The organism is Amycolatopsis sp. NPDC034160, from assembly GCF_055575355.1.
On record NZ_JBVISU010000003.1, the window covers coordinates 575,265 to 588,534 of the forward strand.

General features: G+C 68.8%; 12 protein-coding genes. 6 read left to right on the top strand and 6 right to left on the bottom strand.

The features are described 5' to 3' along the window. Window positions 1-67: 67 nt before the first annotated feature. Genes ACZ54P_RS11265 through ACZ54P_RS11275 form a run of 3 tightly spaced genes read left to right on the top strand, consistent with a single transcriptional unit; the run spans window position 68 to window position 2,617 of the window. Entirely contained in the window at window positions 68-1,372 is a 1,305-nt protein-coding gene (locus tag ACZ54P_RS11265) for a nicotinate phosphoribosyltransferase (protein ID WP_465461371.1), read from the top strand. A gap of 19 nt (window positions 1,373-1,391) precedes the next feature. Next, complete coding sequence (locus ACZ54P_RS11270) at window positions 1,392-1,967, top strand: nicotinamidase (protein WP_465461372.1); 576 nt, start codon at window positions 1,392-1,394, stop codon at window positions 1,965-1,967. Next, the gene (locus ACZ54P_RS11275; protein ID WP_465461373.1) at window positions 1,964-2,617 is read left to right on the top strand and encodes a bifunctional 4-hydroxy-2-oxoglutarate aldolase/2-dehydro-3-deoxy-phosphogluconate aldolase; all 654 of its coding nucleotides are present in this window, start codon (window positions 1,964-1,966) and stop codon (window positions 2,615-2,617) included. The genes ACZ54P_RS11270 and ACZ54P_RS11275 overlap by 4 nt, the downstream gene beginning before the upstream one ends. 18 nt (window positions 2,618-2,635) lie before the next feature. Here ACZ54P_RS11275 and ACZ54P_RS11280 read toward each other — a convergent pair whose 3' ends face one another. Continuing rightward, complete coding sequence (locus ACZ54P_RS11280) at window positions 2,636-3,307, bottom strand: hypothetical protein (RefSeq protein WP_465461374.1); 672 nt, start codon at window positions 3,305-3,307, stop codon at window positions 2,636-2,638. A 153-nt stretch (window positions 3,308-3,460) separates the two neighbouring features. Here ACZ54P_RS11280 and ACZ54P_RS11285 point away from each other — a divergent pair, with 153 nt between their 5' ends. From ACZ54P_RS11285 to ACZ54P_RS11295, 3 genes are all read left to right on the top strand, one after another. After that, on the top strand, window positions 3,461-4,051 hold the full coding sequence (locus ACZ54P_RS11285; RefSeq protein WP_465461375.1) for a biotin transporter BioY: 591 nt from the start codon (window positions 3,461-3,463) through the stop codon (window positions 4,049-4,051). Window positions 4,052-4,176: 125 nt separating this feature from the next. After that, on the top strand, window positions 4,177-6,234 hold the full coding sequence (locus tag ACZ54P_RS11290; RefSeq protein ID WP_465461376.1) for an ATP-dependent DNA helicase: 2,058 nt from the start codon (window positions 4,177-4,179) through the stop codon (window positions 6,232-6,234). A gap of 57 nt (window positions 6,235-6,291) precedes the next feature. Beyond that, window positions 6,292-6,645 carry a hypothetical protein gene (locus tag ACZ54P_RS11295; protein WP_465461377.1) on the top strand — a complete coding sequence of 118 codons (354 nt, stop codon included), beginning with the start codon at window positions 6,292-6,294 and terminating at the stop codon, window positions 6,643-6,645. 523 nt (window positions 6,646-7,168) lie between these two features. Here ACZ54P_RS11295 and ACZ54P_RS11300 read toward each other — a convergent pair. The 5 genes from ACZ54P_RS11300 to ctaD all read right to left on the bottom strand — a co-directional run bounded on the left by ACZ54P_RS11300 (window position 7,169) and on the right by ctaD (window position 13,224). Further along, on the bottom strand, window positions 7,169-7,573 hold the full coding sequence (locus ACZ54P_RS11300) for an OsmC family protein (RefSeq protein WP_465461378.1): 405 nt from the start codon (window positions 7,571-7,573) through the stop codon (window positions 7,169-7,171). An 11-nt stretch (window positions 7,574-7,584) separates the two neighbouring features. Continuing rightward, on the bottom strand, window positions 7,585-9,354 hold the full coding sequence (locus tag ACZ54P_RS11305; protein WP_465461379.1) for a plasmid pRiA4b ORF-3 family protein: 1,770 nt from the start codon (window positions 9,352-9,354) through the stop codon (window positions 7,585-7,587). Between the two features lie 19 nt (window positions 9,355-9,373). After that, complete coding sequence (locus ACZ54P_RS11310) at window positions 9,374-10,132, bottom strand: peptidyl-tRNA hydrolase (protein WP_465461380.1); 759 nt, start codon at window positions 10,130-10,132, stop codon at window positions 9,374-9,376. Beyond that, entirely contained in the window at window positions 10,129-11,358 is a 1,230-nt protein-coding gene (gene serB / locus ACZ54P_RS11315) for a phosphoserine phosphatase SerB (protein ID WP_465461381.1), read from the bottom strand. The genes ACZ54P_RS11310 and serB overlap by 4 nt, the downstream gene beginning before the upstream one ends. 87 nt (window positions 11,359-11,445) lie before the next feature. Continuing rightward, on the bottom strand, window positions 11,446-13,224 hold the full coding sequence (ctaD, locus tag ACZ54P_RS11320) for an aa3-type cytochrome oxidase subunit I (protein WP_465461382.1): 1,779 nt from the start codon (window positions 13,222-13,224) through the stop codon (window positions 11,446-11,448). Window positions 13,225-13,270: the final 46 nt, after the last annotated feature.

The window sequence follows — 13,270 nt, forward strand, 5'->3', positions numbered from 1 at the left end:
ATGGTGTCACGGGCCCGACCCGGTATGGGTTGGCAGGTCCGGCCGTGTGGGTGAATAGGCTGGCGCCATGGGTTTCCCCGAGGCGGCCACTGGCGCCAGCACCGCGCTGCTCACCGACCACTACGAGCTGACCATGCTGGCCAGCGCGCTCTCCGACGGGACCGCGGACCGGCCGTGCGTCTTCGAGGTCTTCGCACGTCGTCTGCCCGACGGCCGCCGCTACGGCGTCGTCGCGGGCACCGGCCGGGTCCTCGACTCGATCGCGGACTTCCGGTTCACCGACGCCGAGCTGAGCCAGCTGGAGGCGACGGCCGTCGTCGACGATGCCACCCTTTCGTGGCTCGCGGACTACTCCTTCTCCGGGAACATCGACGGCTACGCCGAGGGTGAGCTCTACTTCCCCGGCTCCCCGATCCTGACCGTGACCGGTTCGTTCGGCGAGGCCGTCGTCCTGGAGACACTGATCCTCTCGATCCTCAACCACGACAGCGCGATCGCGTCCGCGGCGGCGCGGATGTCCGGCGCCGCGCATGGCAGGCCGATCATCGAGATGGGCGGCCGCCGGACCCACGAGTACGCCGCCGTCGCCGCCGCGCGGGCCGCGTACCTCGCCGGTTTCGCCACGACCTCCAATCTGGAGGCCGGCCGGCGCTACGGAATCCCGACGCGGGGCACCGTCGCGCACGCGTTCATGCTGCTGCACGACAGCGAAGAGGCCGCGTTCCGCGCGCAGGTGGACAAGATGGGCACCGACACCACACTCCTGGTGGACACCTACGACATCACCAAGGGCATCGAAACGGCCGTCCGGGTGGCCGGGACGGAGCTCGGCGCGATCCGCATCGACTCCGGTGACGTCGGCCCGCTGGCCCGCAAGGCCCGGGAGCAGCTGGACTCCCTCGGCGCCAAGGACACCCGCATCGTGGTGTCCGGTGACCTCGACGAACACGCCATCGCGGCACTGCGGGCGGAACCGGTCGACGCGTACGGCGTCGGCACCTCGGTCGTCACCGGTTCCGGCGCGCCGACCGCGGGCATGGTCTACAAGCTCGTCGAGGTCGACGGCAAACCGGTGGCCAAGCGCAGCGCGCACAAGGAGTCCCGCGGCGGGCGGAAATCCGTGCTGCGACGGCACCGCGACACCGGCACCGCCGTCGAAGAGGTGATCTGGACCGCCGCCTCGGCGGTACCGGAACGGGAACCGAACGACCACGAATTGCAGATTCCGCTGGTCCGGGACGGCCGGACGGTGGATGATCTGCCCACGCTGGACGACGCGCGCCAGCGGCTTCGGCGTGCGCTGGTGAGCCTGCCGTGGGAGGGCCTCAAGCTTTCGCACGGCGAGCCGGCCATCCCGACCGTATTCGTCTAAGAGAGTTCAGGAGCAACACATGGGGACTGCCCTGATCGTGGTCGATGTGCAGAACGACTTCTGCGAAGGCGGGTCGCTCGGCCTGCCCGGCGGCGCCGCGGCCGCCGAAGGCATTTCGAAGCTGGCCGCCGAGGGCGGCTACGCGCACGTCGTCGCCACCCGTGACTACCACATCGATCCGGGCGACCACTTCAGCGAGACGCCGGACTTCAAGGACAGCTGGCCGCGGCACTGCGTCGCGGGCACTTCCGGCGCGTCGTTCCACCCCGCGCTCGACGTGGTCCCGATCACCGAGGTCTTCTCGAAGGGCGAGTACACCGCCGCGTACTCGGGCTTCGAAGGCAACGCGCGCGACGGCAAGACGCTCGAAGCGTGGCTGAAGGAGCATGACGTCACCGAGGTCGACGTCGTCGGCATCGCGACCGACTTCTGCGTACGCGCCACAGCGCTCGACGCGGCGAAGGCGGGCTTCACCGTCCGGGTGCTGCTGGACCTCACCGTCGGCGGTTCACAGCCGACGGTCGACGCCGCGCTCAAGGACTTCGACGAGGCCGGCGTGACCTACACCGGAAAGGCGCCGGTTCCCTCCGCATGATCCAGCACGACCTCCAGGACACCTTGATCGAAAACCGGCTCATCGCGATCCTGCGAGCCGCCGACGCGAGCCGCTTCGCCGATGCCGCCACGGTGCTGCGGGCGGCGGGCGTCCGGGTACTGGAAGCGGCGTTGACCACGCCGGGAGCCGCGGACGCCATCGCGACCATCCGCAAGAAACTCGGCGACGACGCGCACGTCGGCGCCGGGAGTGTCCGCGAAGTGTCCGATGTGGACACGGCGGCGGACGCGGGCGCGACGTTCCTGGTCACGCCGACGGTGAATCCGCTGGTGCTGGAACGCGCGCACGAACGCGGGCTGCCGGTGATCTGCGGCGCGCTGACCCCGACCGAGATCGACCAGGCGTGGCGCCTCGGCGCGGCCGCGGTGAAGGTGTTCCCGGTCGCCGCCGTCGGCGGGATCGCCTACCTGCGGGCGCTCCGGGCGCCGATGCCGGACATCCCGCTGGTGCCGACCGGCGGCGTCCACCTCGCCGACGTCGGGAAGTACCTCGAGGCGGGTTCGATCGCCGTCGCGGCCGCGACACCACTGCTGGGCGACGCGCTCACAGCCAGCGGATCGCTGACGGACCTCGCGACCCGGGCGAGCGAGTTCGTCGCCGCGGCCGCCAAGTACGTCTCGCGCGCCTGACCCCCGGTGCCGCAGGACTCAGGCGGGCTTCTTCTTGCCGTACGGGTCGCAGCGCGCGGTGCCGAGGTAGATGTCGCCCTTCGCCGGTCCGCCGCCCTGCGGGAACAGCTTGATGTGCAGCATGTGCGTCACCAGGCTCCCGTCGGGCGGTGTCGGCGTGACGGTCTCGTTGACCGTGACCGAAGCCAGTGCCGTCCCGCCCTTGCCGCCGGTGATGGTCTGCCGGTAGTTCTGCGGGATGGTCTCCGGCAGCGTGAACCCGGTGACGTCGCCGAACTCGATGTAGCCGAGGCTGCCGTCCTTGGTGGTGCTGCATTTCGCCAGGAACGTGCGGACCCTGATCACCGGTCCGCCGTAGCGTTTGAGCAGGGTGGTCTCGAACCGCCGCCCGAACGCCTCGCCGACCGCCACCGCGCCGGTCCGGCCGCACCGCGAGTCGCCGCCGTTGAACCGGGCGAAGTCTCCGATGGATCCGCCGGCGGTGTGCGCGGTCAGGGGCCCGTCGACCTCGCACGGCGCCAGCTCGCCGGTGACGACGTGTTCGTCGCCGATCTCCACGTCGACCGACCCGACCGACGCCGACGCCGACGCGGGTGCCGGTTCGGCCGACGCCGCCGTGCCTCCCGCCACCAGCGCCCCGGTCAGCATGGTCACCGACAGCAGCCTTCCCGCCGTCCTGGTCTTCTTCATGACAGGCAGCTTCCAACAAGAGCCAGACGGGCGCAGGGCCACACCACCCGGACGAGTGGATCGAGCCGGACCGTGAGGTGGCCGACATTCGGTCCGCGACCCGTCTTCTGACGTTAACCTCGGTTCACATTCGTGTACTCATAGGAGGTCTGAGTGTCTTCGCTGTCCGTGGCCGGCCACCGTCCGGTCCTCGCCGACCTCGTTCCCGGCGCCCTCGTCCGTGACGCGATCCTGGTCGCCGGTGGTGCCGCCCTCACCGGCGCGGCCGCGCAGATCGTCATCCCGGTGCCGGGCTCTCCGGTGCCGATGACCGGCCAGACGTTCGCCGCCCTCCTGGTCGGCGCGGCGCTCGGCTGGAAGCGCGGCGCACTGTCGATGGCGCTGTACCTCGCCGTCGGTGCCGCCGGTGTCGGCTGGTTCCAGGGCGGCTCGTCGGGCCTGTTCGGCGCCAGCGCGGGCTACATCGTCGGGTTCGTCTTCGCCGGCGCCCTGGTGGGCGCGCTCGCCGGCCGCGGCGGTGACCGGACGCCGCTGCGCATGGCGGGCACGATGGTGCTCGGCAACCTCGTCATCTACTCGTTCGGTGTGCTGTGGCTGGCGGCCTCGCTGGGCGTCAGCCTGCCGACCGCGCTGCGGCACGGCGTCGTCCCGTTCCTCATCGGCGACGCGCTGAAGATCGCCGTCGCGGCGGCTCTGCTTCCGGGCACCTGGGCGCTCATCTCTCGCTTCCGCAAGGACGCGTGACCGGCCCTTTCACCGCTGTCTCACGTGTTATGAACGGGACTTTCATGGCAGATTTCGCCATGAAAATCCCGTTCATAACACCGTGCGGACGATCTTGACGGTGGTCCCGGCTATCGTCTTGTCCCGTGCCCAACCGTGCTGATTTCCCCGGCGTCCTCGAACTCCTGACCCACGCGGTCGAGTCCGTGGGCGGTGCCGAGCGCGAGGGCCAAGTCCGGATGGCGGACGCCGTGGGCCGCGCCATCCGCACCGGCGAGCACCTGGCCGTCCAGGCGGGCACCGGTACCGGGAAGTCGTTGGCCTACCTCGTTCCCGCGATCCGGCACGCGGTCGAGAAGGAGGCGACGGTCGTGGTCTCCACGGCCACCATCGCGCTGCAACGCCAGCTGGTCGACCGCGACCTCCCCAGGTTGGCGAAGGCACTGAAGAAGCCCCTCGGCCGCGAACCCACCTTCGCGATCCTCAAGGGCCGTCGCAACTATCTCTGCCTTCACCGGCTCGATTCCGGCGCCCCGGACGAGCCGGAGGATCAGCAGCTGTTCGACCCGTTCGCGGTCTCCCGGCTGGGCAAGGAGGTCACGCGGCTGCGGGAATGGTCGTCCGACACCGAGACCGGCGACCGCGACGAACTGGTTCCCGGTGTCTCGGATCAGGCGTGGCGCCAGGTGTCCGTCACGGCGAAGGAATGCCTCGGCGCCTCACGCTGTCCCATCGGCACCGACTGCTTCGCGGAACGATCCCGCGCCGAGGCGGGCAAGGCCGATGTCGTCGTCACCAACCACGCGCTGCTGGCGATCGACGCGCTGCAGGGCTACCAGGTGCTCCCCGAGCACGACCTGGTGATCATCGACGAGGCACACGACCTGGTCGACCGCGTGACCTCCGTGGCGACCGGCGAACTGACCAGCGGCATGGTGTCCGCCGCCGCCCGGCGCTGCGGGAAACTGGTCGACGATGAAGTGGCCGACCAGTTGCTGGAGGCGAGCGACGGGCTGGCCCTGATCCTCGACGACCTGCCGTCGGGCCGGATGGATTCGCTGCCGCAGGCTCTCACCGGCGCGATCCCCGCGGTCCGCGACGCCGCGCAGCGCTGCCTCACCGCGCTCGGCAAGGACAGGAAGGAAGAGGTCGACGAGGCCACGGCCCGCAAACTGGCGCGGTCACTGCTCGAAGAGGTCCATGACACCGCGGTCCGGCTGCTGGAAGCCTTCGACGACGACAAGGCGCAGCAACGCGACGTCGTCTGGCTGACCGGGGACAGGTTCTCCACGAATCCGCGTCCGCCCGCGCTGAAGGTGGCGCCACTCGGTGTGGCGGGCCTGCTGCGTGAACGCGTGTTCAACCAGCACACGACCGTGCTGACGTCGGCGACGCTGACCCTGGGCGGCACGTTCGACACCATGGCCCGGCAATGGGGCCTCCCACCCGGCGGGGCCAGGGTCGAGAAGGCGGCGGGCGCGGCGACCGACAAGGCGGCCCCGGCCGACAGCGACGACCTCGACGGCCCGAAGTGGACCGGCCTCGACGTCGGCTCCCCGTTCGACCACAAACGCAACGGCATCCTCTACCTGGCCAAACACTTGCCGCCGCCCGGCAGGGACGGCTTGCAGCCCTCCACCATGGCCGAGCTGGCCGAGTTGATCGAGGCCGCGGGCGGGCGCACACTCGGCCTGTTCTCCTCGATGCGCGCGGCGAAGCAGGCCACCGAGGAGATGCGGGAGCGGCTCGACCTGCCGATCCTCTGCCAGGGCGACGATTCCACCGGTCTGCTGGTGCAGAAGTTCTCCGAGGACGCGCGCACCTGCCTGTTCGGCACGCTGTCGCTGTGGCAGGGCGTCGACGTGCCCGGCCCGTCGCTGCAACTCGTCGTGGTCGACCGGATCCCGTTCCCGCGCCCGGACGACCCGGTCTCGTCCGCGCGGCAACGAGCCGTGGAAGCCAGAGGCGGCAACGGTTTCCTCACCGTCGCCGCCACGCACGCCGCGCTGCTGCTCGCGCAGGGCACCGGGCGGCTGCACCGCTCGGTCACCGACCGCGGCGTCGTGGCGATCCTGGACTCGCGGCTGGCCACGGCCCGCTACGGCGGATTCCTGCGTGCCTCGCTGCCGCCCTTCTGGCCGACCATGGATCCGAAGGTCGCCCGCGACGCGCTGCGCCGCCTCGACGCCGCCGCCCCGGCCTGAGTGGTCTGGGACACGGCCGAGTACCGTTAACGGAACGCCGAAGACAGGGAGAACCGGTTGTCCCACGAGTCGCCCAACGCACAATCCCGGACCGTCAGCGTCGATGACACCGGAGTGCGGCGTCAGCTCGCGGACGGCAGCGAAGAAGCCGTCACGTGGTCCGAGCTGTCCGCGGTGGTGGTCAGAGTGATCCCTGAAGGCCCGTGGAAAGAAGATGTCTTCTTCATGCTCGCCGGCACCGACGGCAAGGGCACCGCGATCCCCAGCGGCGACCCGGCCGCCGACGCGCTGATCGAGCGGCTGCAGACGCTGCCCGGCTTCGACAACGAGAAGTTCATCGAGGCCATGACCACCGACGCCGACGAGGCGTACGTGGTCTGGAGCGCGGAAGGCCACGCCGCCAAACACTGACTCCAAAGGCAATGAAGGGGCCTTTCATAGCGAATTCCGCTATGAAAGGCCCCTTCATTGCGCCTTTTTCGTCCTGAGGTTCTGGGGAGGGAGGTAGTGAGTGGCGAGTGTCGTTCTAACGTCTCTCGCCATTCACGAGCAGGTCTTACCTCGCAGGTAGTCGACTGTGAGGTAAGGCTTGGCCGGGGTGTCCTTTGCCCTTCCGTAAGGCGGCTGGAGGGTTTGACTCGGTCGGGTCGGGGTGGCGATGTGGGGATTGGGACAGTGAGTGTCCCGATTCCCACATCGTCGTGAGGTTGCCCCGGTCCCGATGTTGATCAACGGAAGATCGGGGACGTTGAGTGTCCCCGATCTTCCGTTGATCGACGTCGTGCCGCTCGGGCCCCGCGGCTGACACAGCCGAGTGGGGAAGTCAGGTTCCAGCAGGCCAGCAAGTACCGGTCCGCCAGAACCGTCATCACCACTCACGCCCCCCACACCCTCTGAACCTCGGGATGGAAAAGGCTCATTGCACGCGAGGGGGCTACTCGACCGGGAAGCTTTCCGTGACCGGGATGCCCTTCTTCAGTGTCCGGCTCACCGTGCACAACCGCTCGATCGCACGGTCCACCGCCGCCGCGAGCGCCTCCCGGTCCTCAGCGGCGAGCGAGGACACGTCGACGTCGAAAGCGACATGGACGCCGTCGAGCTCCGAAGCGCCTTCGCGCTGGTCCGCGGTCACGCCGACCCGGAACTTCGAGTCCTCCCCGATCCGGCGCGTGATGAGGTTCTCGGCGGTGACGGCCGAGCAGCCCGCGGCCGCGATCTGCAGCAGTTCGGCCGGGGAGAAGGCGCCCTCGGCACCTTTGCGCCCGATCCGGACTTCGGCACCACGTTCGTTGCGGCCGACGAAGCGGTGCTCGCCGTCACGCTGGACTTCCAGAGTCATCCGTGTTCCCTTCAGTGCAGCGAAAGCCCGGCGAAGTAACCGCTGAGGATCTGATTGACGTCTTCGGTGGAGAACAGATGCGGGTCGAATTCGTCACCCGAGTCCAAGCCCAGCCACTCGAGCATGTCGTCGTGCTCTTCGGCGGCCGGATCGGCCAGGATCTCCTTCAACTGCTGGTATCCCCCCACACCGCCGCAATCTTCGGGCGGGCACGCCCCTTTGCCGCCGGTGCAGACCACGCCGGTCGTGCCAGGGTCGGCGGGGAGGATCGCCTCCAGCGTGATGTCATGTTCCCAATTGTCACCGAAGTCGTAGGTGTAGCCGAGCTTGTCACCGACGTCGGCGAGCACCTGGGACAGGCGTACCGTCCGTTCGTCCCGATGGCCCAGCTCGAAGTCCGGTTGCCCGTACTCGGCCCAGCCGTCGGCGAAGACATGCAGATGACCGTCATCCCAGCCCATCGCGCCCTGGAGGGCCGCGTGCAGCTGGTCGAGGCCGAGATCGGACGGCACTTCGAGACGCCGCCACACGGGTGGTTTCGTCACACCGCGTAGGTGGACTTTGATCCGGTACCGAGCACCCGAGGGCGGCGTTGAGCGACGCGGTGAAACCACCGGTCGACCGGCGCTGAGGAACGACACCAAGCGAGGGGCGGCCGGATGGCCACTGTTCGCCAGCAACGGGAGTACTTCGACCAGCGCACCGCCCGCCTGCGCCCCCAGGATGCCGGTGACCACGTCGGCCGGTATCTCGGGCGGGAGCGCGTCCAGTGTGGCGGCGAGTGTGTCGACGGTGATCCACGCGCTGTCGTCTTCGGCCGGCTCGGTGCCGGCCTCCTCGGCCAGCCAGACGCGGGCATAGGCGCCGAATCCGTCCTTGGCCGCCCACTCACGCCACGCGGCGTCGGCTTCCGGACCGCACTGCCCGGCCAAGGCAAGGGCGACGACCCGCAGTTGACCGGACGCGGCTTCCCCGGCGGCGAGCAGTTCGCGGGCGGCGCTGACGGGAGTACGGGCGGACAGCCAAGGCCGGGACATCAGTACGCCGATTTTCGGTGGCAGGTGCGCCACCTCATCGAGCAGCGTCGCCGCGTCCACCTCGGCGGCGGGAGCGCTGCCCCGGAACAGGAAGTCGGTGTACCAGCGCCCGAGGCCGGTCAGCTCGGCGCCGTCGCCACGGAGCACGGCTATGCCGAACTCACCCAGTGTCTCCACCACGCCCTCGGGTGGCCACGCCTCCTCCATGGCGCAGTCGGGGCAGTCACAAGCCGGAGCACTCCCATCTGCCTCGCTGATGGCTTCACCCAGCTCACTGAGCGACGCGGAGCCGTCGCGTTCGTAAAGCTCCGCCAGGACGGCGACATGCTCCAGATCCACCGCGGTTTCACCGGCCAGGCCCAGACACTCCGAGGTACAAGCGGCCCAGATGGTCAGCACGGGATCCGTCTCCCCTGCCGACCACAAATCGAGTGCCTTGGCCGTTTTCACCCGGCCAGGAGTGATTTCGAGGAATCTGGCCGCCAACGCCGTCGTCCACACCACCATCAGCTCGTCGATGTCCACGGCACTGCGTGGCCGACGTGAAGGCGGCTCGATGCCCAGCAGGCCGCACACTTCGACCGCGGCGGCCGGTTTCAGCACATTCCTCGCGGTGAGCGGACGGCCGGTCCCGACCCATTCGGCCAGTGTGCGCGCCGAAACGAGCGCAGGAGCGGTAAGGGCGGCCGCTACCAGTTCTCGAGTCAGCCGATCCGGAAGTTCCCTGCCGACAGGAAAAGACATGCGGGCACCCTACGCGGGCCTACCGACGCTGGGCGATGACGGTGACGGTCCCCGGGTCCACCTCGGTGAATCCCGCGTCCCGGACCGCGACGACACCGTCGCGCCGCCACGAACCTTCCGGGTCCTCGATCGGGCACAGCGCCTTCCAGACCGCGACCGGCGGCGTCCGCACCGAGCACCGGAAGCCGGTCTCGGCCCAAGCGGCCCGTTCGGCTTCGTCCAGCAGCGAGGCCAGGATCATCGTCGCGTGCCCGACCTGGGCGGCGCCCTTGCCAACGGTCATCGAGACCTCGGGGTTCAGCAGCAACCGCGGGACCCCGTCCGGCGCGGGTCCCGGCTCGTCGGCCGGGAGTTCGCTGCCGGAGATCTGCAGCCGCGAGACCTCTTTCGGCGCATCGACGACCCTGCCCGGCAGCAACGCCCGCGCCTCGGCGCCGTCGACCTCGATCGTGCTGCCCGGCAGTTCTTGCACCGCCTGCCAATGCGCGCCCCGCGCGCGGCGGGCGACCTTGCGGATCCGGCCGTCGACCCACGCCTTGAGCGGCTCGTGCCATTCGCCTTCGGGTTCGGCGCGCTCGTCGAGACAGACCGCGATCGCGGCCGCCGCGGCGGCTTCCAGCAGAGCGGTCCTGGACGGCGGTTCGGCGCGTTCCATCCGCAGGATCACCGGCATGGCGCGGACTTCGGCGGGATCCTCGTCGGAGGTGTCCACCGTGCTTTCCGCGGGGAGGCCGAGCCAGTACGCGTAGCGCGCCGCCAGCGGCTCCAGGACGCTCACGGCCGGGAAAGCTCGAGACCGTCGGCCGCGTCGGCCGCCTCGATCTCGGCCCTCGTGACCCCGAGCAGGAACAGCACGGCGTCGAGGTACGGATGCGAAAGCGCGGTGTCGGCGACCTCGCGCAGCGCGGGCTTCGCGTTGAAGGCGACACCCATCCCGGCGACCGACAGCATGTCGATGTCGTTCGCCCCGTCACCGACGGCGACACACTGCTGCAGCGAAATCTCGTACTCCTCGGCGAACCGGCGCAGCGCCGTCGCCTTGCCCGCGCGATCCACGATCTCCCCGACCACCCGGCCGGTGAGCTTGCCGTCGACCACTTCGAGTTCGTTCGCGGCGGCGAAGTCGAGGCCGAGATCGTCCACAAGGGACTGGATGATCTTGGTGAACCCGCCGGAAACGACGCCGCAGCGGAAGCCCATCCGCTTCAGCGTGCGGATGGTCGTGCGCGCGCCCGGGGTGAGCTCGATCGACGCGGCGACCTCGTCGAGCACCGTCTCCGGGAGACCTGCCAGCAGCGCGACCCGGCGCTCCAGCGACTCCGCGAAGTTCAGCTCGCCGCGCATCGCGGCTTCGGTGATCTCGCGAACCTGGGGCTCGACGCCGGCGTGCGCGCCGAGCATCTCGATGACCTCGCCCTGGATGAGCGTGGAATCGACGTCGAAGACGACCAGCCGCTTGGCCCGGCGGGCGAGCCCGGCCCGCTCGACCGAGATGTCGATCCCGGCCTCCACGGCGGCGTCGGCCAGCGCGGTCCGCAAGGCCGCGTCGGCTTCCGGCGTGTCCTGGGCGAGCGAAGCGTAGAGCTCCAGCCCGGTGACCGGGTAGTCGGCGATGCTGCGGATCGAGTCGATGTTCACGTCCAGCGCGGCGAGACGGCGCGCGACGTCGGAGAACGCCCGCGCGGTGACCGGACGGCCGAGCATCAGCAGGACATGCGTCGAGTCCTTCTGACCGCTGGCGAACGGGTCGGCGCCGATGGCCGAGCCGATCTTCACCTCGACCTGCATCCCGACCGACGCCATCGCCTGCTCGACGTATTCCTGCAGGCCTTCGGGGTCGCGGTACACCCCGGCGAGCACGCCGAGCACCAGCTGACCGCGGATGACCACCTGCTCGACGTCGAGGATGTCGACGTCGTGCCGGGACAGCACGGCGAACAGGACCGAGGACACCCCCGGCTTGTCGGGGCCGGTCGTGGTGATGAGAACTGGGGTCTGCGTCACGGGCTCAGTCTCTCTCAGCCGGGTATGAAAAAGGCGCGTGCCTTGCCCCTGTGTGAGGCAAGGCACGCGCCGTTTCCGCTTATCGGGTCATCGCTCGCTGGCGTTGTCCTTGGAGTGGTCACCCGGGATGGCAGCCTCGGTGAGCACCTGGGACGGCGCGCGGTGGGTGTTGACCTTCTGCTGTCCGAAGAAGCCGATCTCACCCTCCTTGTGCATGCGCTCCACCATATGCGGGTAGTGCAGCTCGAACGCCGGGCGCTCGGAACGGATCCTCGGCAGCTCGGTGAAGTTGTGCCGCGGCGGCGGGCAGGACGTCGCCCATTCGAGCGAGTTGCCGTAGCCCCACGGGTCGTCCACCGTGACGATCTCGCCGTACCGGTAGCTCTTGAAGACGTTCCAGATGAACGGCAGCGTCGAGGCGCCGAGAATGTACGCGCCGATCGTGGAGATCGTGTTCAGCGTGGTGAAGCCGTCGGACTGCAGGTAGTCCGCGTACCGCCGCGGCATGCCTTCGGCGCCCAGCCAGTGCTGCACCAGGAACGTGGCGTGGAAGCCGATGAACGTGGTCCAGAAGTGCCACTTGCCGAGCTTCTCGTCCATCATGCGGCCGGTGATCTTCGGGAACCAGAAGTAGATCCCGGCGAAGGTGGCGAACACGATCGTGCCGTAGAGCACGTAGTGGAAGTGCGCGACGACGAAGTAGCTGTCGGACACGTGGAAGTCGATCGCCGGCGCGGCCAGCATGATGCCGGTCAGACCGCCGAAGAGGAACGTGACGATGAAGCCCATCGAGAAGATCATCGGCGTCTCGAAGGACAGTTGGCCCTTCCACATCGTGCCGATCCAGTTGAAGAACTTCACGCCGGTCGGGACCGCGATCAGGAAGGTCATGAAGGAGAAGAACGGCAGCAGCACGGCACCGGTCGCGTACATGTGGTGCGCCCACACCGCCACCGACAGCGCGGCGATCGCCAGCGTCGCCCAGACCAGGCCCTTGTAACCGAAGATCGGCTTGCGACTGAAGACCGGGAAGATCTCCGACACGATCCCGAAGAACGGTAGGGCGACGATATAGACCTCTGGATGGCCGAAGAACCAGAACAGGTGTTGCCAGAGGATCACGCCGCCGTTCGCGGGGTCGAACACATGCGCCCCGAGATGCCGGTCCGCCAGCAGGCCCATCAGGGCCGCGGTCAGGATCGGGAACGCCAGCAGGATCAGGATGCTGGTGACCAGGATGTTCCAGGTGAAGATCGGCATCCGGTACATCGTCATACCGGGGGCGCGCAGGCAGACCACCGTGGTGATCATGTTGACGCCACCGAGGATGGTGCCGAGACCGGACACGACCAGACCGGAGATCCACAGGTCGGCGCCGACGCCGGGCGAGTGGATGGCGTCCGACAGCGGGGTGTAGGCGAACCAGCCGAAGTCGGCGGCGCCACCCGGGGTCAGGAAGCCGGACATCACGATCAGGCCGCCGAAGAGGTACAGCCAGTACGAGAACGCGTTCAGCCGCGGGAAGGCGACGTCGGGCGAACCGATCTGCAGCGGCAGGATGAAGTTCGCGAAGCCGAACAGGATCGGCGTCGCGTACAGCAACAGCATGATCGTGCCGTGCATCGTGAACAGCTGGTTGTACTGCTCCTGCGAAAGGAACTGCTGCCCGGGACGTGCCAGCTCGGAGCGGATCAGCATCGCCATCGCGCCGCCCACCATGAAGAAGGCGAACGACGTGACCAGGTACATGATGCCGATTTGCTTGTGGTCCGTCGTGCGGAACAACCGCAGCAGGTACGAACCCTTAACCGACTCCCGCGCGGGATACGGGCGCGTGGCGATCGGCTTGGGGGCTACGGCCGTCACTCCTGCCTCCAACACTCAAACCTTGTGGTGGTCAATGTTCTGCCGT